The 22,832-nt window shown below is 65.8% G+C and carries 23 protein-coding genes; 7 read left to right on the top strand and 16 right to left on the bottom strand.

The window, feature by feature from the left end; all coding sequences use genetic code 11:
- The 11 genes from ALVIN_RS03475 to ALVIN_RS16500 all read right to left on the bottom strand — a co-directional run bounded on the left by ALVIN_RS03475 (position 1) and on the right by ALVIN_RS16500 (position 7,841).
- Positions 1-384 (bottom strand): circadian clock KaiB family protein, encoded by a 384-nt coding sequence (locus ALVIN_RS03475; protein WP_012969925.1) that lies wholly within the window; start codon positions 382-384, stop codon positions 1-3.
- Positions 385-410: 26 nt separating this feature from the next.
- Complete coding sequence (locus ALVIN_RS03480; RefSeq protein WP_012969926.1) at positions 411-737, bottom strand: circadian clock KaiB family protein; 327 nt, start codon at positions 735-737, stop codon at positions 411-413.
- Positions 738-748: 11 nt separating this feature from the next.
- Positions 749-2,212, bottom strand: a complete 1,464-nt coding sequence (gene kaiC, locus ALVIN_RS03485; RefSeq protein WP_012969927.1) for a circadian clock protein KaiC — start codon at positions 2,210-2,212, stop codon at positions 749-751.
- Positions 2,213-2,455: 243 nt separating this feature from the next.
- On the bottom strand, positions 2,456-2,617 hold the full coding sequence (gene pufA / locus ALVIN_RS16935; protein WP_012969928.1) for a light-harvesting antenna LH1, alpha subunit: 162 nt from the start codon (positions 2,615-2,617) through the stop codon (positions 2,456-2,458).
- A gap of 28 nt (positions 2,618-2,645) precedes the next feature.
- The gene (gene pufB / locus ALVIN_RS03490; protein WP_012969929.1) at positions 2,646-2,771 is read right to left on the bottom strand and encodes a light-harvesting antenna LH1, beta subunit; all 126 of its coding nucleotides are present in this window, start codon (positions 2,769-2,771) and stop codon (positions 2,646-2,648) included.
- Positions 2,772-2,868: 97 nt separating this feature from the next.
- A complete protein-coding gene (gene pufA, locus ALVIN_RS03495; protein ID WP_012969930.1) occupies positions 2,869-3,078 on the bottom strand; it encodes a light-harvesting antenna LH1, alpha subunit in 210 nt (69 codons plus the stop codon).
- 17 nt (positions 3,079-3,095) lie between these two features.
- The gene (gene pufB / locus ALVIN_RS03500) at positions 3,096-3,242 is read right to left on the bottom strand and encodes a light-harvesting antenna LH1, beta subunit (RefSeq protein ID WP_012969931.1); all 147 of its coding nucleotides are present in this window, start codon (positions 3,240-3,242) and stop codon (positions 3,096-3,098) included.
- A 167-nt stretch (positions 3,243-3,409) separates the two neighbouring features.
- Entirely contained in the window at positions 3,410-3,958 is a 549-nt protein-coding gene (locus tag ALVIN_RS03505) for a helix-turn-helix domain-containing protein (RefSeq protein WP_012969932.1), read from the bottom strand.
- Positions 3,959-4,109: 151 nt separating this feature from the next.
- Positions 4,110-4,259 carry a light-harvesting antenna LH1, alpha subunit gene (gene pufA / locus ALVIN_RS16940; protein WP_242470195.1) on the bottom strand — a complete coding sequence of 50 codons (150 nt, stop codon included), beginning with the start codon at positions 4,257-4,259 and terminating at the stop codon, positions 4,110-4,112.
- A 39-nt stretch (positions 4,260-4,298) separates the two neighbouring features.
- The gene (gene pufB / locus ALVIN_RS03510) at positions 4,299-4,442 is read right to left on the bottom strand and encodes a light-harvesting antenna LH1, beta subunit (protein WP_012969934.1); all 144 of its coding nucleotides are present in this window, start codon (positions 4,440-4,442) and stop codon (positions 4,299-4,301) included.
- A 285-nt stretch (positions 4,443-4,727) separates the two neighbouring features.
- Positions 4,728-7,841 carry an ATP-binding protein gene (locus ALVIN_RS16500; RefSeq protein WP_012969935.1) on the bottom strand — a complete coding sequence of 1,038 codons (3,114 nt, stop codon included), beginning with the start codon at positions 7,839-7,841 and terminating at the stop codon, positions 4,728-4,730.
- 169 nt (positions 7,842-8,010) lie between these two features.
- On the opposite strand from ALVIN_RS16500, the gene carA reads away from it, so the two are divergent.
- The 3 genes from carA (at position 8,011) to greA (ending at position 13,095) form a co-directional block, all read left to right on the top strand.
- Positions 8,011-9,156 (top strand): glutamine-hydrolyzing carbamoyl-phosphate synthase small subunit, encoded by a 1,146-nt coding sequence (gene carA / locus ALVIN_RS03525; RefSeq protein WP_012969936.1) that lies wholly within the window; start codon positions 8,011-8,013, stop codon positions 9,154-9,156.
- Positions 9,157-9,294: 138 nt separating this feature from the next.
- Positions 9,295-12,504, top strand: coding sequence for a carbamoyl-phosphate synthase large subunit (gene carB / locus ALVIN_RS03530; protein ID WP_012969937.1), 3,210 nt, complete (start codon positions 9,295-9,297; stop codon positions 12,502-12,504).
- A 114-nt stretch (positions 12,505-12,618) separates the two neighbouring features.
- The gene (gene greA / locus ALVIN_RS03535) at positions 12,619-13,095 is read left to right on the top strand and encodes a transcription elongation factor GreA (RefSeq protein WP_012969938.1); all 477 of its coding nucleotides are present in this window, start codon (positions 12,619-12,621) and stop codon (positions 13,093-13,095) included.
- 19 nt (positions 13,096-13,114) lie between these two features.
- On the opposite strand, the gene ALVIN_RS03540 is transcribed toward greA, so the two are convergent.
- Genes ALVIN_RS03540 through ALVIN_RS03555 form a run of 4 tightly spaced genes read right to left on the bottom strand, consistent with a single transcriptional unit; the run spans position 13,115 to position 17,058 of the window.
- Positions 13,115-13,900 (bottom strand): MinD/ParA family protein, encoded by a 786-nt coding sequence (locus ALVIN_RS03540; RefSeq protein WP_012969939.1) that lies wholly within the window; start codon positions 13,898-13,900, stop codon positions 13,115-13,117.
- A 13-nt stretch (positions 13,901-13,913) separates the two neighbouring features.
- Positions 13,914-14,846 carry an SPOR domain-containing protein gene (locus ALVIN_RS03545; protein ID WP_012969940.1) on the bottom strand — a complete coding sequence of 311 codons (933 nt, stop codon included), beginning with the start codon at positions 14,844-14,846 and terminating at the stop codon, positions 13,914-13,916.
- Complete coding sequence (locus ALVIN_RS03550; RefSeq protein WP_012969941.1) at positions 14,843-16,177, bottom strand: DUF6118 family protein; 1,335 nt, start codon at positions 16,175-16,177, stop codon at positions 14,843-14,845. The genes ALVIN_RS03545 and ALVIN_RS03550 overlap by 4 nt, the downstream gene beginning before the upstream one ends.
- Positions 16,178-16,194: 17 nt before the next feature.
- Positions 16,195-17,058 (bottom strand): SDR family oxidoreductase, encoded by an 864-nt coding sequence (locus ALVIN_RS03555; protein ID WP_012969942.1) that lies wholly within the window; start codon positions 17,056-17,058, stop codon positions 16,195-16,197.
- A gap of 200 nt (positions 17,059-17,258) precedes the next feature.
- Between ALVIN_RS03555 and ALVIN_RS03560 the strand changes: the two genes are divergently transcribed.
- Complete coding sequence (locus ALVIN_RS03560) at positions 17,259-17,564, top strand: FmdB family zinc ribbon protein (protein ID WP_012969943.1); 306 nt, start codon at positions 17,259-17,261, stop codon at positions 17,562-17,564.
- Between the two features lie 24 nt (positions 17,565-17,588).
- On the opposite strand, the gene ALVIN_RS03565 is transcribed toward ALVIN_RS03560, so the two are convergent.
- Positions 17,589-18,578 carry a DUF72 domain-containing protein gene (locus ALVIN_RS03565; RefSeq protein ID WP_012969944.1) on the bottom strand — a complete coding sequence of 330 codons (990 nt, stop codon included), beginning with the start codon at positions 18,576-18,578 and terminating at the stop codon, positions 17,589-17,591.
- Between the two features lie 148 nt (positions 18,579-18,726).
- Here ALVIN_RS03565 and aspS point away from each other — a divergent pair, with 148 nt between their 5' ends.
- From aspS to ALVIN_RS03580, 3 genes are all read left to right on the top strand, one after another.
- Positions 18,727-20,505, top strand: a complete 1,779-nt coding sequence (gene aspS / locus ALVIN_RS03570; protein WP_012969945.1) for an aspartate--tRNA ligase — start codon at positions 18,727-18,729, stop codon at positions 20,503-20,505.
- A complete protein-coding gene (gene nudB / locus ALVIN_RS03575; protein WP_012969946.1) occupies positions 20,502-20,954 on the top strand; it encodes a dihydroneopterin triphosphate diphosphatase in 453 nt (150 codons plus the stop codon). Before aspS ends, nudB begins: the two co-directional genes overlap by 4 nt.
- A 78-nt stretch (positions 20,955-21,032) precedes the next feature.
- Positions 21,033-22,820, top strand: a complete 1,788-nt coding sequence (locus tag ALVIN_RS03580; RefSeq protein WP_012969947.1) for an ABC transporter transmembrane domain-containing protein — start codon at positions 21,033-21,035, stop codon at positions 22,818-22,820.
- The last annotated feature ends 12 nt before the right edge of the window (positions 22,821-22,832 follow it).

Raw genomic sequence — 22,832 nt, forward strand, 5'->3', positions numbered from 1 at the left:
TCAGGTCGGCGGCCGGCCTCCGGCGTCCTTGAGCCTGAGATCCAGGCCGACCAGGACGCGCTCCTGATCGGCCATGTCGCCGATGAGACGTCGCAGCGGCAGCGGCAGTTGCTTGATCAGGGTCGGGGCGGCGACGATCTGCTGATCCCTGGCCAGGCTGGGATGCTCGTAGATGTCGATGATCTCCAGCTCATAGCGCCCCTGGAGATGGCGCTCGCAGATGTCCTTGACCGAGCGCAGGGCCGTGGTGGAGCGCGGCGTCAGTCCGGCGACATAGAGCTTGAGTACATAGCGGGCGCGCGTGCCGGATTCGCGGTTCTCGGTCGTCTCCCAGGGCGTATCCGGTGACGGGTGATCCTCGGGCGGAAATTCAGGGGTGCTCATGGTCGATCGACTCGCGGCTCGCGGGTTCAGGTACGGCGTCTGGGGCGCAGATCCAGACCGACAAGGACGCGGTCCGAATCGGAGAGATCGCCGATGATCTTGCGCACGGGTTCCGGCAGCTTGCGCACCAGGGTGGGCACGGCCACGATCTGATCGCCGCGCGCCAGCTTGGGGTTCTCCATGAGATCGATGATCTCGATCTGATAGCGTCCGGCCAGATGGGTCTCGCACAGTTCCTTGAGGTTCTCGAAGGCCCGCAGCGAGCGCGGACTCTGGCCGGCGACATAGAGCCGCAGACACCAGGATTCAGCGCCCGGATCGGCGATCGATCCGTCCCTGTTCGAGTCGATCATGGATGGCTCCCTCATGCCGGACCGGGCTCCCGGTCGCCGTCCGCCGGCGGGTCGGTCAATTCGATCCCGGCCTCGCTCAGTTGCAGGATCCGCACCTCGGTCGAATGGGCCATGCCGCGGCTCTTGAGCACCGAGAGCAGGCGTCGGCGACGGCCGGCGACTTCCACCTGACGCACCGACAGCCAGGTGTCGATGAGCGTCCCGATACCCTCGTCGGTCCGTTCCAGGTCGGTCCCCGAGGACAGGCTGGTGAAGATCGCCGTGATCTCGGACTTCTTCAGGAAATCGATCATCCGTGTCAGCATCAGCTTGACCTCGGACGGATCGCCGATCGTGGTGAAGTTGGTGATGGGATCCAGGATCAGGGCCTGTGGTCGCCAGGTCTCCACCAGCTTGTGGAGACTCATCAGATGGCTCTCCAGTCCGTGCAGCGTCGGGCGCACCGCGTGACAATGGAGTCGGCCGCCGGCGAAGTGCGGCTCCAGGTCGAAGCCGATCGACCCCATGTTGCGCAGGATCTGGTCGCTCGACTCTTCCGAAGCCCAGTACAGACAACGCTCGCCGCGCCGGCAGAGACTGTCGGCGAAGGCGACCGCCAGACTGCTCTTGCCCGCGCCGGCGGTCCCCGAGATCAGGATGCTGCTGCCCTTGAAATAGCCGCGACCGCCGAGCATGGCGTCCAGCGTCGGGACGCCGGTGGAGATACGCTCGCGCGAGACCCGGTGTTCGAGCGTGACCGAGCTGATCGGTAGCACGCTGAGGCCGTGTTCGTCGATGAGCGCCGGATATTCGTTGGTGCCGTGGCGCGAACCACGATACTTGACGACCCGCAGACGGCGTGTGGCGACCTGACCGTGCACGCGATGATCGAGAAAGAGCACACAGTCGCTGACGTATTCTTCAAGCCCGTGCCGGGTGAGCGTCTTCTCGCCCTGTTCGCCGGTGATGACGGCGGTGACGCCCTGTTCCTTGAGCCAGCGGAACAGCCGGCGCAGTTCGGCGCGCAGGATGCCCTCGCTGGGCAGGGCGGCGAAGAGCGCCTCGATGCCGTCGAGCGCGACGCGGCGGGCGCCGGTCTCCTCGATCATGCTGCCGAGCCGCACGAAGAGTCCGTCGAGACCATAGTCGCCGGTCTCCTCGATCTCACTGCGTTCGAGATAGACATAGTCGAGCGCGACCCGGCCCTGATCGACCAGGGCGTCGAGCGCAAAGCCCAGCGAGCCGACGTTCTCGATCAGCTCGCCCTCGGTCTCTTCGAAGGCCATGAACACGCCAGGCTCATCGAATTCACGCGCCCCGCGCACGATGAACTCCATGGCCAGCAGCGTCTTGCCGCAACCGGCCGCGCCGCAGATCAGAGTCGGCCGACCGCGCGGCAGGCCGCCTTCGGTGATCTCGTCGAGTCCGCGAACGCCGGTGGGGCATTTCGCGATGCGTGGCAGGTCGACATGGGGGGCTTGGGAAGCGACTGGCATCCGAGGGTTGCATCCAAGTCGATGAGTGGAACCAGGGATCGTTCGGAGGGACGCGCTCTTTCTCAAGGCTGAGGTGAGCCGGCGTGCATCCTCGTCGCCATACTAACACTGATGCGTAGAGAAACGCGTGGATTCCAGCGGGCGCGGGAGGCGTGATCGGAAGTCGAGGCGGGACGTTCACCGTGAGAGGCGCTCGGAGGCGCCTCTCTCGGAAGCCAGGTCGGGCCTAGCCAGGGTTGGATCTCAACCCCAGGTGAACCAGCCGAGCTGCAGCACGGTGATGTGCACGGTCAGCACGATGGCCAGCACGGCGAACAGGATCGGCATCAGCCAGGTGGAAGGATTGACGACCAGCCAAATCTTCCAATCGTCGGCGGGGTTGCTGGGCTTGTTGATGTCGCTCATTGTCTTCGTCTCTCGTGTTGGGCCGGTCTTAGAACCAGGGGTTGTTCGCCAGAACCATCAGGTGCGCAAGCGCGGCCAGGCCGACGAATGCGGTGTAAGTCACCTTGAACTGTGCGTGGAATTCTTTCGCCTGCTGTTCGGTCAAGCCATTCATGTGCCGTTTACTCCCAAGTGGGGCTAGGTTTTCGCGTCATGCGTCGCATGAGGCGATTCGAAGTGTCATGACGCCATCGTCATGACCCATGGATTCATCATTCGGCCGGAGCGGCTGCCGCAGGCGCGGCTTCAGCCGGAGCGGCGCTGAAACCCTGGCCGGGCAGCGAGAAGGCATAGAAATGCACCAGGACCGCCACCAGGGCCACGGCGATCAGGATCGGCATCAACCAAGTAGCCGGATTGACGACCATCCAGAAGCGATGATCCTGCTCGAGTGGCTTGTAGCCCATGAATTCGATGTTCATTTGATCAGCCTCTCGTATTACCACCAGGGGTTGGCGGCGATGACCATCATGTGCGCAAGCGCGGCCAGGCCGACGAATGCGGTGTAGGTCACTTTGAACTGCTCGTGGAATTCCTTCGCTTGCTGCTCGGTCAGTCCGGACAGACTCTTCTGCTGCTCAGCCATGATTGGCCTCCAGTTGCGTGGATGATGGTCCCAGACGTCCCGCCGCCAGGGAGATCGCGTCTCTCTCGGTGAGTCCGGCTGGTCTCCTCGGGCTAGTCGACTCAGGGCCGTCTAGCGTTTTTGTTAGCATCAACCAGTGATACTACGTGTCAGTATGACTTGACACTCTAGAATGTCAAGTGAATTTTACAGTCGCCGTACGCATTCGACCCTGAACGCTGGAATCCGGCCCGATGGGACGGCGCGCCTGCGCCCTGACGGGCCTCTTTCCAGTCCATGCCCAAGCGTTTGACGACCTGTCGAATCGTCTCCTCACTGACCTCGCGGTCGGTCAGCCCCTGCTCGAAGGCGACCCGCGCGAGCACGGCCAGGGTCCAGCGGCCCCGGGCCTTGCCGAATTCACTCGGACAGCGCCGCAGCATCGAACGGATCTGCTCGGCCGAAAAACCGCCGATCAGGGCGCGCGTGTTCTTCGGACGGTGCGATTTCGCGATCAGACACCCCAGTCCATCGGTCGCGAAGGCGTTGAGCGCGTTGAGTACCGTCTGTTGAGCACAGCCGAGCGAAGTCGCGATGTGCGTGGCGGTCCGGCCCTCGGCGCTGGCGAGTAGGATCTGACAACGGCGCTGGGTGAAGGCATCCAGTGAATGCAACCCGCCGCGCAGGATCTGAAGTTCCTTGAGGCTCAGGGGGCGGACGAATAGAGGCGCTTTCATGGTGATTCGACAACCGCTATAAGTCTGATTTTCTAGATAAAAACCATCCGGCTAGCCGAGTTCGCGGAGCTTGGGTCGCGCCGGCCCGCGATGGTGGCGGTCCCTATGCACGCCGGGGTTCGCCCTGGAGCGAATCCCGGCGGGTTGGGGATCAACCCCAGGTGAACCAGCCGAGCGACAGCACGGCCACATGGACCGTGAGCACGATCAGCAGGACGGCGAACAGGATCGGCATCAGCCAGGTGGCCGGATTGACGACCAGCCAGAAACGATAGTCCTGCTCTTGCGGTTTGTAGCCCATGACTTCCATCTGCTTGACCTCTTTAGAAAAATGGATCGATTAGAACCATGGATTGGTGGCGAGCACGAACAGGTGGACCACCGCCGCCAGACCGACGAAAGCGGTATAGGTCACCTTGAACTGTGCGTGGAATTCCTGGGCCTGCTGGTCGGTGAGACCCGAGATGTTTTTCAGTTCAGCCATGATTGGCCTCCAGTGTGGATGACATCGCCGTGAACGTTGCGCGCCTTCGCCGGGGGAGGCAGGCACGTCGAATACCAGTGTTGGAGCGAATTTTCTGACTAAAGAACCTGTGGCTCTCTAGTGTTAATTACTGTATCAGCGCGTAAAAATACGTGTCAACCTGGCGCGACAAATATTTGTGTCAAATTGAATTGACACTTGTGGCCGTCGTGGGAATGCGTCCGAGTGGCGGGTGATCTGCGCGACGCGGTCGGGTCGTCGCCCGTCGCGACCAATCGACGAGGTTCAGGCGTGGTCGGCGAGCAGAGCGAGCAGGGCGGCGAAATCGACGGGTTTGACCAGATGGACGTCGATGCCGGCCTCCCTGGATCGGGCGCGGCTCTCCGGCTGGCTATAGCCGGTGATGGCGATGATCCGGGGCGGCGGCAGTCCGGGCTGTCGGCGCAGTGCACGCGCAACCGCGTAGCCATCCATGCCGGGCAGACCGATGTCGAGCAGGACGACCTGGGGTTGTTCGGCGATGGCCAGACGCAGGGCGGTCTCGCCGTCATAGGCCACGAGCACCTCGTAGCCCTCGCCGCCGAGCAGCAGTTCGAGACTGTCGATGGCGTCTCGATTGTCGTCCACGACCAGGATGCGCCTGTCCCTGGACGGTGTCGGCGCGGGTTCGAGCGAAGCCGGCGTTGAGCCGGCGACGGGAGCCGTATCCGCCGTCGCGGGCAGGCCGGGCAGTCGAACGCGCAGTTCGGCGCCCTGTCCGAGTCCGGGACTCAGGGCCTCGACGCTTCCGCCATGCATCTCGACCAGACGCTTGACGAGCGACAGGCCGATGCCCAAGCCGCCCTCGGTGCGGGCGATGCCGCGATCGACCTGATAGAACAGATCGAAGAGCTGCGGCAGGCGCTCGGGCTCGATGCCGAGACCATTGTCGCGCACCCGAATCAGCACTGTTGTCGCCTCGCGCTCGACGTCGATCGCGATGCAGCCGCCCTCGTCGGTGAACTTGGCGGCATTGGCGAGCAGATTCGAGACGACCTGCGTCAAGCGGACCAGATCGCCCATGAGCCGGATCGGTTCGGTCGGCGTCCGGATCCGGAGTTCGTGCCGGCGCGCCTCGATCAGGGCGCGACTGGTCTCCACCGCCCGGTCGATGATCTCGGTGACGTCCAGCGGCTCCGGACGCAGCTCGATCACGCCCCGGGTGATGCGCGAGACATCGAGCAGATCGTCGACGAGTCGCTGCAAATGGGCGGCCTGACGGTCGATGACCGCTAGACACCAGGCCTCCTGACCGGCGAACCTGGACTGTTTGAGCAGTTGCAGGGCGTTGGAGATGGGTGCGAGCGGATTGCGCAGCTCATGGGCGAGCATGGCGAGGAATTCGTCCTTGCGCCAGTCGGCCTCGCGCAGTTGGCGCGCCTGTTCGGCGAGCTTGGCCTCGTTGCGCTTGCGCTCGGTGATGTCGTAGTAGAACCCGAACACCTGATAGACCTCGCCATGCTCCAGCATGGGCACATAGGTGACCACCAGATCGTAATGGCTGGTCGCCAGTTCCAGGGCGCACTCGAAGCTAACGACCGAGCGGTTCGCATAGGCCCGACACAAGTGGGGCAGATAGACGTCGCAGACCTCGGGTGGGTGGATCTCCTCGTCACGGCGCCCGAGATACGCGCTCATGGGGCGACCGGCGCGTTTCAGGCTCACGGCATTGAGAAAGCTGTAGCGCCGCGTCTGATCGTAGATTACCAGGGCGTCCGGCATGTGGTCGACCGCCAGGCGGAAGCTCTCCTTGCTCAGCCGCAGGGCATTCTCGGCGGCCTGGCGCAGACGTTCCTCGCTCGCGCGCAGGGCCTCTTCGGCCATCTTGCGCCATTCGATGTCGATGAGCGCGCCGAGCTTGCGCGCCGACTCCAGTTCCTCCGGTCGCCAGCGCCGACCGTGCCGCTCGACGATCTCGCGCCAGGCGTCGAAGGATCGCCGTGGGCTCAGGCGTCCATCCGCCGCGACGCTCATCGACTTGTCCGGATTGCCGCCCCATGTCACCTGCCGGAGCTGTTCGCCGCGGAACCAGATCAGCTTGATCGATTGACCGGCGTCGAGCGGAAAGAGCGCGACACCGGCGGCCGTCTCCGCCAGTTCGGCCGTCTGTTCCAGATGCGCGCTCAAACAATCGGTCGCGAACAGTTGCGAGGGGCTGTTGGGATTCTGGGCGCTCAGTGCTCGGGCGATGTCCCGGACGTGGGGCGCGCTCGGAGTCACGCCGCCCGTGAAGACCTCATCGCCGCGGATCAACGCCACGCCATCGGCACCGATGGCCCCCAGCACGTCGTCCAGCTCCCGGCCATGGATCAGGTCGGACAGACGTTTGCCCTGGCGCATGGCCAAGAGCGTGCGCTCGCGGCAATCGCGCAGACTGGACTCGTAGCGCCGGCGGTCGACCTCTTCGGCCAGGGCGATCTGGGTCGCGAGATCCTGTGCCATCCAGCGCGCGATCTCGCGTCGCTCCCAGTTCAGCCAATGGCGGTCGAGATGATGGCAGGCGATCAGGCCCCAGAGACGCCCCTCGCGCAGAAGCGACAGGGTGAGCGTCGAGCGCACACCCATGTTGCTCAGATATTCCAGATGGACCGGCGAGACGCTGCGCAGCAGGCTCTGTGACAGATCGAGCGGTGGACCGTTGCTCGCGTCGTCGACCGGCACCAGCGGACAGGGCCTGTAGTCGACGTCGACGATGAGCCGCAGTGGATTGGTCAGAAAGATCCGGCGTGCCTGGGCCGGGATGTCCGAGGCCGGAAAGTGCAGTCCCAGATAGGGCTCCAGGTCGGGGCGGCACGACTCGGCGACGACCTCGCCGTGCCAGTCCGGGTCGAAGCGATAGACCATGACCCGGTCGTGTCCAGTCAGCGACCGGAACAGTTCGGTGGCGTTCTGGAGTTTGACGCCCAGGTCCAGATGCGCGCGTAGGGCGTGCAGACCACGCAGGGCATCGGCTAGGGCCGCGCTCAGGTCGGCTCGCGGCATGGCGTTGGGGGAGGGTTCCAGTTCGAGGATCTGGAGGCTCCCGGAGGAGTGGAGATGACCGGCAAATCTGTCCCCGCCGGTCGCCGGCGTCCATTCGAATGGGCGCGTCGTCTCATACTCGTGGCTGGCGCTCGGTTGGGCCAGAGCCGCGTTGACCGCGTCCGCCAGTTCCGGGCCAAGGGCCGTGACCAGATCGCGACCCAGCAGACGGTCCGCTGGGATGCCCAACCAATCCATCGTGCTCAGCGAGGCGTGCAGGATGCGCCGTGCTGGTCCACTCAGGGCCAGCAGGACACCGTGCGGCTGGATCGCGCCTGGGATGTGGATGGGTTCGGCCTCGCACAGGAGCGGATCGGCGATGATGGAGGGCGGTTGCATCGATGTTCCTGGGGGCAGGGTTCATGAAGTCGGCGCGCGTGGACAGTCTAGCGGCGATTCTCTAAAATACCGAAGATTTAGCGCGTCGCGGCCAAAGCGACCTTGAAACGTGCCAGCGTCGTCGATCCAGGACGATCGCGCGTCCTCGCCCCCCGATTCGGAGACACCCTTGAGAAAACCCGCGATTTTGGTTCTGGAAGACGGCTCAGTCTTTCGCGGAACGTCGATCGGCGCCGACGGTTCCAGCGTCGGCGAGGTCGTCTTCAATACGTCCATGTCCGGCTACCAGGAGATCCTGACCGATCCATCCTATCTGCGCCAGCTCGTCACCCTGACCTATCCGCACATCGGCAACGTCGGTGCCAACCCTGAGGACGAGGAGTCGGGCGCCATCCAGGCGGCTGGACTCATCGTGCGCGATCTGCCGGCACGGGCGAGCAACTTCCGCCTGACCGAGTCGCTCGACGCCTATCTGACCCGTCACAACGTGGTCGGGATCGCCGATATCGACACCCGCCGTCTCACCCGTATCCTGCGTGAGAAAGGCGCCCAGAACGGCTGCATCCAGGCCGGAGACGCCATCGACGAGGCCGCTGCGCTCGCCGAGGCGCGCGCCTTCCCCGGACTCAAGGGCATGGATCTGGCTCAGCACGCCTCGACCCAGGAAGCCTATCCCTGGACCCAGGGTTCCTGGACGCTCGACGGCGGACTGCCCGAGCCGCTCAAGCCGGTCGACGGCAAGCTGCCCTATCATGTCGTCGCCTACGACTACGGCATCAAGCGCAACATCCTGCGGATGCTGGTCGATCGCGGCTGCCATGTCACCGTGGTCCCGGCGCACATGCCGGCGGCGACCGTGCTGGCGCTCGAACCCGATGGCGTCTTTCTGTCCAATGGGCCGGGCGACCCGGAGCCGTGTGATTACGCCATCGCCGCCATCCGCGAGCTGCTGGAGACCGACATCCCGATCTTTGGCATTTGTCTCGGTCATCAACTGCTCGGTCTGGCCTGCGGCGCCCGGACGCTCAAGATGAAGTTCGGCCATCACGGCGCCAACCATCCGGTACAGGATCTCAAGACCGGTGTGGTCATGATCAGCAGCCAGAACCACGGCTTCGCCGTCGACGAGTCGAGCCTGCCCGAGACGCTGGAGGCGACCCATCGCTCGCTGTTCGACGGCTCGCTCCAGGGTATTCATCATCGTCAGCGTCCGGCCTTCAGCTTCCAGGGGCATCCCGAGGCCAGTCCGGGGCCGCACGACGTGGCGCCCGTCTTCGATCATTTCATCGACCTGATGCGGGAGCGCAAGTCGTAGAGTACGCAGGCGTACCCTAATGCTCAGGGCGTCCCATGACCGACCATCGACCGACAGCCCTGAGTCGACCCGCTCCCGAATGCCCGACCGCCCGTGTGCCCGACATCGCCCACCTTTTCGAACCCCGCGTGAGACCCCATGCCCAAGCGTACCGACATCCATAGCATCCTGATCATCGGCTCCGGCCCCATCGTCATCGGTCAAGCGTGCGAATTCGACTACTCCGGCGCGCAGGCCTGCAAGGCGCTGCGCGAGGAGGGCTATCGGGTCATCCTGGTCAACTCCAACCCGGCCACCATCATGACCGACCCCGAGATGGCCGACGCGACCTATATCGAGCCCGTCACCTGGCGCGCGCTCGCCTCCATCATCGAGCAGGAGCGCCCGGACGCGCTCTTGCCGACCATGGGCGGTCAGACCGCGCTCAACTGCGCGCTCGATCTGGTGCGCGAAGGGGTGCTGGAGAAGTTCGGCGTCGAGCTGATCGGCGCCTCGCGCGAGGCCATCGACAAGGCCGAAGACCGCGACCTGTTCCGTCAGGCGATGCGCAAGATCGGGCTCGACATGCCGCGTTCGGCCATCGCCCACAGTCTGGAAGAGGCGATCCAGGTCCAGGCGCCGATCGGCTTCCCGACCATCATCCGTCCGTCCTTCACCATGGGCGGCAGCGGCGGCGGCATCGCCTACAACCAGGAAGAGTTCGAGGAGATCTGCCGGCGCGGTCTGGATCTGTCGCCGACCAAGGAGCTGCTGATCGAAGAATCCGTACTCGGCTGGAAGGAGTACGAGATGGAGGTGGTCCGCGACCATGCGGACAACTGCATCATCATCTGCTCGATCGAGAACCTCGATCCGATGGGCGTTCACACCGGCGACTCGATCACGGTCGCGCCGGCGCAGACGCTGACCGACAAGGAATATCAGATCATGCGCAACGCCTCGATTGCGGTGCTGCGCGAGATCGGGGTCGACACGGGCGGCTCGAACGTCCAGTTCGCGATCAACCCCGAGAACGGGCGCATGATCGTCATCGAGATGAACCCGCGCGTCTCACGCTCCTCGGCGCTCGCCTCCAAGGCCACCGGCTTCCCGATCGCCAAGGTCGCAGCCAAGCTCGCCGTCGGTTATACCCTCGACGAGCTGCGCAACGAGATCACCGGCGGCGCGACGCCGGCCTCGTTCGAGCCGACCATCGACTATGTCGTCACCAAGATTCCGCGCTTCGCCTTTGAAAAATTCCCGCTGGCCGACGCGCGTCTGACGACTCAGATGAAGTCGGTCGGCGAGGTCATGGCCATCGGCCGCACCTTCCAGGAATCCTTGCAGAAGGCGCTGCGCGGACTGGAGATCGACCGTTACGGACTCGACGAGATCGTGGACCTCAACGACCCGGACGCACTCGACACCATCCGGCTCGAAGTGCGCCAGACCGGCGCCGAGCGGCTGTTCTATGTCGCCGAGGCCTTCCGCTTCGGCATGAGTCTCGACGAAATCCATGAACTGAGCCGCATCGATCCCTGGTTCCTGGCCCAGATCGAGGATCTGATCCGCGCCGAGTCCGAGACGCGCGCCGCCGGCCGCGCCGGACTGACCCTGGATCGCCTGCGTGCGCTCAAGCGCCAGGGCTTCGCCGACCGGCGCATCGCGCGTCTGGTCGGCGCTCAGGAATCCGAGATCCGCGCCCTGCGTCATGAGATGGGGCTGCATCCGGTCTACAAGCGGGTCGACACCTGCGCGGCCGAGTTCGCCTCCAGCACCGCCTACATGTATTCGACCTACGAGGAAGAGTGCGAAGCCGAACCCACTGACCGCGAGAAGATCATGGTCCTGGGCGGCGGACCCAACCGCATCGGCCAGGGTATCGAGTTCGACTACTGCTGTGTCCATGCCGCTTTCGCCATGCGCGAGGACGGCTACGAGACCATCATGGTCAACTGCAACCCCGAGACGGTCTCGACCGACTACGACACCTCGGATCGACTCTATTTCGAGCCGCTGACCCTCGAAGACGTGCTGGAGATCGTCGAGAAGGAAAAACCGAAGGGTGTCATCGTCCAGTACGGCGGTCAGACCCCGTTGAAGCTGGCCCGTGCGCTCGAAGCCGCCGGCGTGCCCATCATCGGCACCACGCCCGACAGCATCGACCTGGCCGAGGACCGCGAGCGCTTCCAGCAGCTCATCCAGGAGCTGGGGCTGCGTCAGCCGCCCAACGCCACCGCGCGCAGCGAGGACGAGGCCGTCGAGCGTGCCGCCGCCATCGGCTATCCGCTGGTGGTGCGACCGTCCTATGTGCTCGGCGGACGAGCGATGGAGATCGTCTACGACGAGACCGATCTCAAGCGCTACATGCGCGAGGCGGTGCGTGTCTCCAACGAGTCCCCGGTGCTGCTCGACCGCTTCCTCGACGACGCCATCGAGGTCGACGTCGACGCCATCTGCGACGGCAACGAGGTGCTGATCGGCGGCATCATGGAGCACATCGAGCAGGCCGGCGTGCACTCGGGCGACTCGGCCTGTTCGCTGCCGCCCTACACCCTGTCACCCGCGATCCAGGACCGGATGCGCGAACAGATGGTCAAGATGGCGCGCGCGCTCAATGTGGTCGGCCTGATGAACGCCCAGTTCGCGATCAAGGGCGACGAGATCTTCATCCTCGAAGTCAACCCGCGCGCCTCGCGCACCGTGCCCTTCGTCTCCAAGGCGATCGGCGTACCGCTGGCCAAGGTCGCCGCGCGCTGCATGGCCGGGCGCTCGCTGGAGGAGCAGGGCTGTCGGCGCGAAGTCCGGCCCAAGCACTATTTCGTCAAGGAAGCCGTGTTCCCCTTCGTCAAGTTCCCCGGCGTCGACACCCTGCTCGGGCCGGAGATGAAGTCCACCGGCGAGGTGATGGGCGTGGGCGAAACCTTCGGTGAAGCCTATGCCAAGGCGCAGGAGGGCGCCGGGAGCCTGCTGCCGCGCAAGGGCGGCAAGGCGCTGCTGAGCGTGCGCGAGGGCGACAAGGCGCGCCTGATCGAGGTTGCGCGTGATCTGCTCGAGTTCGGCTTCACGCTCTACGGTACCCATGGCACGGCCGCCGCCGTGCGCGCGGCCGGACTGCCCTGTACTGGGGTGAACAAGGTCGCCGAGGGTCGCCCGCACATCGTCGACATGATCAAGAACAACGAGATCGGCTTCATCGTCAACACGACCGAAGGGGCCAAGGCGATTGCGGATTCAGCCGCCATCCGTCGCGCCGCGCTCCAGTACAAGGTGCCCTATACCACCACCATCGCCGGGGCCGAGGCCACCTGCATGGCGCTCAAGCAACTGGACATCCTGAGCGTCAATCGGTTACAAGATCTTTACTGAACCCGCCTTGCGCCGCGCCATTGAGGTGCGGCGTGAAGCCAACAGACCCGCAAGAGGTCAGCGCCGCCTGGGGAGTCCCTTCCCGGCGGCGCTTTCACATACGAGGAAAACACAATGAACAAAGTCCCTCTGACCGCCAGGGGTGCCGAGAAATTGCGTGAAGAGTTGGAGCAGCTCAAGCGTGTCGAGCGTCCACGGATCATCGAAGCCATCGCTGAGGCGCGCGCGCACGGCGATCTGAAGGAGAACGCCGAATATCACGCCGCGCGCGAACAGCAGGGCTTCGTCGAGGGTCGCATCAAGGACATCGAAGGCAAGCTCTCCCACGCTCAGATCATCGACGTGACCACGATGCCGCACAACGGCAAGGTGATCTTCGGGGCCACGGTCAAGGTGCTCGAACTGGAGACCGACGAGGAACACTGCTACCAGATCGTCGGCGAGGACGAGGCGGATCTGAAGCAGGGCCTGATCTCGGTCGGTTCGCCTCTGGCGCGCTGTCTGATCGGCAAGGCCGAGGGTGACGTCGCCTCGCTCCAGGCGCCGGGCGGGCTGCGCGAGTTCGAGATCCTGGAAGTCCAGTACGTCTGAGTCCGCGCCCGATCTGGCCTCAGTGCCCGATCAGGCGTTTCAGGAAGCGTCCGAGACTGCTGGTGAGATTGGGTGTCTGGCCGTTGACCAGCCGGGTCGCGGCCTGCTCGATGCACCGGGCGCTCGTCGAGCCGGGGTTGAGGATCAGATGCGGTTTCTGCGCCAGGATGCTCTTCTCGATGAGACTGTCGACCGGGACATGGCCGACGAACTCGAGCGTGCCGTTCATGAACCTGTCGGTCACGCCCGCCAGCCGGGTGGCCACCCGCTTGGCATCGGCGGGCGAGGGCGCGCAGTTGACCAACAGCTTGAGCGGCTTGGCCTCCTGCGCCAGGATGGTCTTGATGATGCCGTAAGCGTCGGTCAGCGAGGTCGGATGTGGCGTGGTGACGATCAGCACGTCATCGGCCGCCAGCACGAAACGCACGACGTTGTCGCCGATGCCGGCGCCGGTGTCGATGATGAGAAAGTCATACCCATTGAGCGCCTCCAGATCCCGCATGACCTGCACGCGCTCGCGTTCCCCCAGGTCGGCCAGCTCGGCGATGCCGTTGGCCCCGGCGATGAGATCCAGTCCATAGGGCGTCGGGATCACGATCTGGGCCAAAGTCTTGTGGCCACGGATGACGTCATGGATGGTGTGCTTGGGGATGATCCCCAGCATCACGTTGAGATTGGCCAGCCCCAGATCGCCGTCGAGCAGCAGCACCTTGCGGCCCGCGCGCGCGAGTGCGATGCCCAGATTGATCGAGAGCGTGGTCTTGCCGACCCCGCCCTTGCCGGATGTGACACAGAGGGTACGCATGAAACCTGCTTGACTATCTCGTCGCTGGGGATGGGGATGTGTCGACGGGTGCTGACCCCGGCTCCGGCGATTCATCACCACGCACGACCAGACACTTCAGTCCGGTCGCCGCGCGCAGATCTTTGCACCAGACGCCGGCCTCCGCCCGGCTCGGCCAGTCGAGCGCCCGCAGTCGATAGAGGCCATTGGGACTCGCTTGGCTGATTGTCAGGGTCAGACCCGCGACCCTGTCGCCATGGAAGCGCCGGAGGTCGTCGCGGTCGCGCTCGACCCTGGACAGCGAGCGGCCGGCCAGGAGCTGTACCTGCCAGCGTCCGCCGCTCGCCGACGGTGCAGCGGGGCCGGCGATCGTTTCCGATGCCGTCTCCAGGGGCGCGCGTCCCGTGTCTTCGCGCGACTCTTCACGGCTTGGAACAGGCGGTGCCACGGACACCGCTGGTGGCGTTTCCGGCATCGAGGATGGAGCGTCCTCGATGGTTCGGGTGTTCGGTGATGGGCTGTCCGGCATTCTCTCGGGCGCGGCATCGAAGGATGTCGGCACCGGCTCGATCGACTCCGGCGCGACGGGCAGAGCTGGCGCGACCGGAATACTGGACTCATCGGGCGGCTCTACGGCTTGCGCTGATTGCCGTGTCTGTGGCGCATCGTTCTCGACAGTGCTCGGAGCGGATTCGAAAGCGCCGGACTCGACGCGCGATTCCAGCAGTTTCAGCGCCTCCTGGAGTGAACAGGTGTCTGACTGCGCCACCTCGATGGGGCGGGGCAGCGGCTGAGTCGCCGGCGGCAGACGCTCCAGCCAGCGCGCCTCATCGCCGGTGGACGCCGCCGCCGGGCGTGGGAGCGGCTGAACCACATCGGCCCGGATCGATGTCAGGGGGACGCCGGACGCCAGGGTCAGTGCCAGGCTGGCCATGACGCCTCGGCTCAGTATGCCGTCGTGTGTCATGGGGCAACCTCCATCGATGGCAGTACGACCAGACACTCGGCCGATCCGCTTGACGCGGTGCGCTCGGCGCAGGCGATCAGGCGCGCGCGATTGGTCTCCAGCAGCCGTGCCGCCAGGAGCAGTTCGCGGTAGGCGCGTTCGTCGGCGCGCGCCAGGAGCCGGCTGCCGGCGTCCCACTGCCGTTCAGAGCCGATGAGACGCGCCGCCAGTTCTAGGCGTCGCTGTTCGTCGAGCCGCCAGGGCTGGAGCCAGACCGCCAGCGCCCCGACCAGCAGGATCAGCGTCAGCATCAACCACATCGCACGGCCCGGACGCCAGTCGAGCGGGAAACGCTGCCGTGGCGCGGCGGCCTCGAACAGAACGCCGAGCGCCTCGGTATCCTGATGACGCATGGCCTGCTCCGGATCATAGAGCCGTGACAGCGGGTCGAGCCGCCAGTTCTCGATGCCCTGAGCCAGACGTGCGCGATGGCGTTCCAGACGCTCGGCGCGCGCATGAGGGCGCCAGCCTCCGTCCGGGCGATCGCCCCGTTCACCCAGCATCAGCCACTCGGCGGTCAGGTTCAGATAGGCCTGACTGATCTCACGGGTCAGGGCGGACATCAGCAGCGGCTGGGTCGGTGTCTCGGCCTTGCTGAGTCGCGAGTCGAACGGGATCTCGGTGGACAGCGCCATGCGCCCATGTTCGAGTCGTACCTGAGTGATCAGATTCCTGGAGTTCAGGGTCGCGGTACGCAGGCCGATCAGCAGATAGAACCCGTACAGCGGCTGCCGGCGACCGGCTCGCCACGCGTTGACCTGCTGGAGTAGTCTGGGGAGAGTGTCGAGTGTCGGGACATCGGCGGCGAGCGGCAGCAGGATGCGGTGCGCGGCGGTCAGGGCATTGCCGGTCAGGATGTCGAGCGACGGCGGGCAGTCCAGGATCACATGGTCGAAGTCGAGCGACAGATCGGGCAGGGTCGACAGCGCCTGACAGAGGCGCGTCAGCGAATCCTCATCCGTGCCGGGATCTGTGTCGAGCGCCGCCAGTTCAGGGCCGGCCGGGGCCAGATAGAGCTGGGGGATCTTGGTGGCGGCGATCATGTCGCGCCTGACGGCCCGTTCGCGCAGCACGCGCTCGGTACCGCCGCGCTCGTGTCCCGCCACGCCCATGGTCCGGCTGGCGCCGCCCTCCGGGTCGAGATCCAGCAACAGCACCGAGCGTCCGGCGGCGGCCAGTCCCATGGCGAGATTGACGGCGGTCGTGGTGGCACCTACGCCCGCGCGCTGACCGAAGACGGCGACGATCTCGGGCGTGGGGTCTGTTGATTCGGATCTCTGCGTGCGTGTCATGCTCTGGCGCTCCTGGCTCAGCCTTCTCCACCGCGCGACACCCGCGCGAGGAACCAGTCCAGCCCGCTGGTCGGCAGCAGACGCTTGAGCGTGCCGAGCAGATGGGTGGGGAAGGTGACATAATACCGCGCCCGCGGGCGCGGACTCTCCAGGGCATGGATGAGCTTGGCGCAGACCGCTTCCGGCCCGAGGGTGAAGGGCTGGGCCGGACCCTCCTTGGTCAGACGCGACTCGGCCCGGCGGTAGGCGTCGCGATGGACGCTCGCCTCGCGGTCGATGTTGGACCGGAAGGCGCGATGCGCGTTGTCGCGGAAGCGGCTGAGGATCGGCCCCGGCTCGATCAGTGAGACCGAGATCCCCGAACCGCGCAGCTCCAGCCGCAGGGTGTCGGTCAGACCTTCGAGCGCGTACTTGCTGGCGACATAGGCACCGCGATAGGGCAGGGGAATGAAACCGAGGATGGAGCTGTTCTGCACGATTCGTCCCCGACCCTGGCGGCGCATGAGCGGGATGACGCGACAGGTCAGGTCGTGCCAGCCGAGCAGGTTGGTTTCGAGCTGGGCGCGCAGCACATCGCGGCTCAGATCCTCGACCGCGCCCGGCTGGCCGTAGGCGCCGTTGTTGAACAGCGCGTCGAGCCGTCCGCCGGTCAGCTCCAGCGCGCGTTCCAGTGCCGCGCCGATGCTCGCCGGGTCGTCCAGATCCAGTCGCACCGCGCTCAGTCCCTCCGCTTCGAGTCGGGCGACGTCCTCGGGCCGGCGCGCCGAAGCGATCACCTGCCAGCCGCGCCGTGCCAGTTCATGCGCGCAATGGTGGCCGATCCCGCTGGAGCAGCCGGTGATGAGGATGGAACGGGGGCGGGTGGTCGCGTTCGGGGGCATCGGAGCGTCTGAACCTTGAGTGACGAGGGGCCGGGTGGCGCACGAACGAGCGTCGAGCGCAGCGGAAGCCTTCAGGGGAGAGCATTAACGCCAATCTGGCCCTGTCACGCAACCGGATTTGATTTTGCCGGCGCGATCCGCATCTGGGGCGCCGTCGAAAACGTCATGTCATCATTCATTGCGAATTGTGAGGAAAAACGATGCCAATCTACGAATATCGCTGCGAACACTGTGGTCATGAGCTGGAGAAGATGCAGAAGATCAGCGACGCGCCGCTGACCGACTGCCCGGAGTGCGGCCAGCCTGCCCTCAAGAAGCTGATCTCGGCGGCCGGTTTCCGCCTCAAGGGCGGCGGCTGGTACGAGACCGACTTCAAGAAGTCCGGCGACAAAAAGAAGAATCTGCACGACGGCGGCGGCGAGAAGAAGGACTCGGCGTCCAAGCCGGACAGCTCCAGCGGTAGCGGCGCGGCCAAGAGCGATACGGCCGCCAAGAGCGCCGCCTGAGCCGGAGATGGCCGGGTACGGCATTCAGGATTCGACCAGGGTCTCAGCCAGTCCGCTCAGGCTCAGCGGCGCACAGCCCTCGGCCTTGTTGTTGGCGATGACATAGACCTCGCGTCCGGCGCTCAGCGCGGCGGAGACGAGCCGGGCAATCCGGTCGCGTGCGGTCGGATCCGGCTCGCGCAGTCGGTCGAAGGGTTGATAGAGCGTGCGGGCCTCGGTGTAACCGCGATTGGCGCGCAGCATCCAGCGCAACACCAATGGACCGGGTGGAAGATCGGCGAACAGCGCCTGCTGCCGATCGAGCGCGGGCAGGCGCGGATGCAGACTGAGTGCGGCCTGGGCGCCGCCGTGACGCAGGGCCTCGACCAGATCGCGCGTCAGCAACTCCCGATCGCGCACCTCGACGGCATAACAGGGTCCGGTCGGCAGACGACGCAGGAAGCGGTAGAGATCCTCGGCAAAGCGGCGCGGGTTGGTGGTGATCGTCTCGCCGAGCGGCGGAAACTGGAGCAGCAGCACACCGCCAAGCATCCCCAGCCCCTCGATGAAGGGCCGGACCGACTGCTCGGTCGCCCGCCCAGGGTCGAGAAAACCGGGATTCGCTTCGACCGGACGCCCGCCGTCGGCACGCACGACGGCATCGGTGATCGCCGCCGGCATCTTGACCAGAAAGCGGAAATCTTCCGGAACCTGCCCGGCATAGGCGCGCAGGCGTTCGGTCGGCACAGGCGCGTGGTAGGCGCTGTCGACGCCGACGGTGCGCAGCAGCGGATGCTGGGCATAGGCGTGCAGCCCATGCCGCGACAGGGCGCGCGGATTGGCCGTCGGCGCATAGATCAGCCCGAGCCAGCCCGGAAACGACCAGGACGAGGTGCCGAGCCTCAGCCGATCGGGCAGGACATCCGCGAGTGCACGCGCCTGGGTCCAGGCGTCGCGCGCCGGCTCGACGGATACCGGCTCGGGAGCGGCGTCCGGCGTGCCCGCGAACAGATCCAGTTGGTTCGATGACTTCATGCGTTCATGATCCCATACAGATGGTCGATTCCGGTCCGCCCTTGCGCTAAACCGTTGCGACCAGTAATCTTTCACGCTTTTTCATGATGGTTCCGGCCCTGTTCGCGCCGGGTCCGTCCACCTTAGAACAAGACGGGGCGATAGAGCGATGCGCACGCAGTATTGTGGGGATTTGAACAGCCAGCATACAGGCCAGGAGGTCGTCCTCTGCGGCTGGGTGCAGCGCCGGCGCGACCACGGCGGGGTTATCTTCATCGACCTGCGCGACCGCGAGGGTCTGGTCCAGGTGGTGTTCGACCCGGATCGTGCCGAGGTGTTTGCGCGCGCCGAACAGGTGCGCAGCGAATACGTGCTCAAGATCACCGGACGGGTGCGTCCGCGTCCCGAGGGGACGATCAACCCGGATCTCTCGACCGGCGAGATCGAGATCCTGGGACTCGACCTGGAGATCCTGAACGCTGCCGAGACCCCGCCGATCCAGCTCGACAGCCATGCGGCGGACGCCTCCGAGGAACTGCGTCTGCGCTATCGCTATCTGGATCTGCGCCGTCCCGAGATGCAGGCGCGTCTGCGCACCCGCAGCCGTGTCACCCAGGCGATGCGCCGTTTCCTCGACGAGCGCGGCTTCCTCGACATCGAGACGCCCATTCTGACCAAGTCCACGCCCGAGGGCGCGCGCGACTATCTGGTGCCCAGCCGCACCCATCCCGGCGAGTTCTTCGCCCTGCCGCAGTCGCCCCAGCTCTTCAAGCAGTTGCTGATGATGTCGGGCCTGGATCGCTACTATCAGATCGCCCGTTGCTTCCGCGACGAGGATCTGCGCGCCGATCGTCAGCCCGAGTTCACCCAGCTCGACATCGAGGTCTCGTTCATGAGCGAGGACGAGCTGATGGGGCTGATGGAGGGCATGATCCGTAGCCTGTTCAGCGAGGTGATCGGCGTCGAACTGCCCGATCCCTTCCCGCGCCTGACCTATGCCGAGGCCATGCGCCGCTTCGGCTCCGACCGGCCCGATCTGCGCGTGCCGCTGGAGCTGATCGATGTCGCCGATCTCATGGACGGTGTCGACTTCCAGGTCTTCGCCGGTCCGGCCAAGGATCCCGAGGGGCGCGTGGTCGCGCTGCGTCTGCCCAAGGGCGGCGAACTCTCGCGCAAGGAGATCGACGGCTACACCCAGTTCGTCGGCATCTATGGCGCCAAGGGTCTGGCCTATATCAAGGTCAACGAGTGGGCGGCCAAGGGGCGCGAGGGGCTGCAATCGCCGATCCTCAAGTTCCTGCCCGATGCGACGGTCGAAGGCATCATGGCCCGCACTGGAGCCGTGGACGGCGATCTGATCTTCTTCGGCGCCGACAAGGCGCGTGTGGTCAACGAGTCGATCGGCGCCCTGCGCGTCAAGCTCGGCCAGGATCGCGGCTTGCTGGAAGGCGAGTGGCGTCCGCTGTGGGTGGTCGACTTCCCGATGTTCGAGCACGACCCGGCCAACGGGCGCTGGGTGGCGCTGCATCATCCCTTCACCGCGCCCAAGGACGAGCACCTCGGCCTGCTGGAGAGCGATCCGGGCGCCTGTCTCTCGCGCGCCTATGACATGGTCTTGAACGGCACGGAGCTTGGCGGCGGCTCGATCCGTATCCATCGCGATGCGGTGCAGCGTCAGGTGTTCAAGCTCCTGAACATCAGCGACGAGCAGGCCGAGGAGCGCTTCGGCTTCCTGCTCAAGGCGCTGCGCTTCGGCTGCCCGCCGCACGGTGGTCTGGCCTTCGGTCTGGACCGGCTGGTGATGCTGATGACGGGCGCCGGCTCCATCCGCGACGTCATGGCCTTCCCCAAGACCCAGACGGCGGCCTGTCTGCTCACCGACGCCCCCTCGACCGTCGACGAGGCCCAGCTCAAGGAACTGTCGCTGCGGCTGCGGACACGCGCTTGAGCCGCACCGAACGCAAGCGGGCGCAGTCGGCGCTGGTCGTCGTCTGCACCCGTGGCGGCGAGTTCCTGCTGATGCGCCGCACGCGCCCGGCCGGGTTCTGGCAGTCGGTCACGGGCAGTCTCGCGCCCGGCGAGACGCCCCGGCACGCGGCCGTGCGCGAGGTCTGGGAAGAGACCGGACTGCGTGCCGGCGGGGCGCTGATCGATCTGCGTCAGTCGGTGCTGTTTCCGATCATCCCCGCCTGGCGTCATCGCTACGCGCCCAACGTCTGCTTCAACCGCGAATATCGCTTCGCCCTGGTGCTGGACTCACGGCGGCTGGTGCGGCTCAACCCGCGCGAGCATCTCGAATACCGCTGGCTCCCGGCCCGCGAGGCCGCCGAGCTGACCGGCTCCTGGACCAACCGCGAGACCATCGAAGCGGTCGAGGCGCGTCGGGCGTGGCTTTGAGCCTTCGGGCGGTCGCCCCCATCTCCCGTCGACCGCCCGGAGCCTGACCCAACAACCCGCGAACCTCTCGACCCATCCATGCGCGACATCAAAGCCAACCTCGTCGACCGACCCGCCACCCGCAATCTGGCCGCGCTCAAGCGGCTGCTCCAGTTCGCCTGGCCCTATCGGCGTCGGCTGGCGCTGGCGCTGGTCGCGCTGCTGATCGCGGCCGGTTCGGTGCTCGCCTTCGGTCAGGTGATCCGGGTCGTGGTCGATTCGGGACTCGGCACCGGCTCGGTCGAGGCGCTCGATCGGTCGCTGATGCTGTTTCTGTTCGTGGTCGTGCTCACGGCGGCGGCGATGATGGTTCGCAGCTATCTGCTCAACTGGCTCGGCGAGCGGGTGGTGGCCGACATCCGTCAGGCCGTCTTCGAGCGGGTGCTGGCACTGGATGTGGCCTTCTTCGAGACCACGCGCACTGGCGAGGTCATTTCGCGGTTGACCAGCGACACGGCCATTCTGCAAGTGGTGGTCGGCTCGACCCTGGCGATGGCGATCCGCACGACGCTGCTGATCATCGGCGGCGTGCTGATGCTGGCGATCACCAGCCCCGGACTCACCGGGCTGGTGCTGGCCGGACTGCCGGTCGTCATCGTTCCGGTCTGGATCTTCGGGCGGCGCGTGCGGCGGCTCTCGCGCGCCAGTCAGGACCGGGTCGCCGATGTGGGCGCCTATGTCGATGAGGTCATCCACGGCATCCGCACCGTGCAGGCGTTCTGTCACGAGCCGATCGACAGTCGCCGCTACGGCGATCAGGTCGAGGCGGCGTTCGATGTGGCCATGAGCCGCTCGCTGTCGAGCGCGGCGCTGTCGGGGATCGCGACCCTGCTGACCTTCGGGGCCATCGGCGTGGTGCTCTGGGTCGGCGGACATCGGGTGCTGGAAGGTACTCTGAGCGGCGGTGAACTCTCGGCGTTTCTGTTCTATGCCATCGTGGTCGCCGGGGCCGTGGGGTCGCTGAGCGATCTGACCGGGCAACTGTTGCGCGGTGCTGGAGCCAGCGAACGGTTGATGGAGCTGTTGGAGATCCAGCCGGCGATCCTGCCGCCCGCCGCGCCCGAGCCGCTGCCCGAGCCGTCGCGCGGTCGGATCGAGTTGCGCGGGGTGCGTTTCGTCTATCCCTCGCGACCGGATACGCCGGCGCTTGATGGGCTGGATCTGACGGTCGAGCCGGGCGAGCGGCTGGCGCTGGTCGGCCCCTCGGGGGCGGGCAAGTCGACGCTGTTCCAGTTGCTGCTGCGTTTCTATGATCCGGCGGCGGGGAGTCTGCTGTTCGATGGGGTCGACATTCGTCGGCTCGATCCGCGCGATCTGCGCAGTCGCATCGCGCTGGTGCCGCAGGAACCGGTGATCTTCGGCGCCAGCGCCTGGGAGAACATCCGCTATGGTCTGGAGAGCGCGAGCGATGAGGACGTGCGCCGTGCGGCTGAAGCCGCTCATGCGCTCGAGTTCATCGAACGGCTACCGCAGGGTTTCGACACCCATCTGGGCGAGCGCGGCGTGCGGCTCTCGGGCGGCGAGCGTCAGCGCATCGCCATCGCCCGCACGCTCCTGCGCGATCCGGCGCTGCTGCTGCTCGACGAGGCCACCAGCGCGCTCGATGCCGAGAGCGAGCGTCTGGTGCAGGAGGCGCTCGAAACCCTCATGCACGGCCGGACCAGCATCGTCATCGCTCATCGGCTTGCCACGGTGCGCAATGCCGATCGGATTCTGGTGATCGATCAGGGCCGGATCGTGGCCGCAGGGCGGCATGATGAGCTCATGGCTCAAGGTGAGCTTTATGCGCGATTGGCGGCGCTTCAGTTTCAGGAGCCGTGCGGCTGAATCCCTGCCGCG

It is taken from the genome of Allochromatium vinosum DSM 180 (assembly GCF_000025485.1).
Lineage (GTDB): Bacteria > Pseudomonadota > Gammaproteobacteria > Chromatiales > Chromatiaceae > Thermochromatium > Thermochromatium vinosum.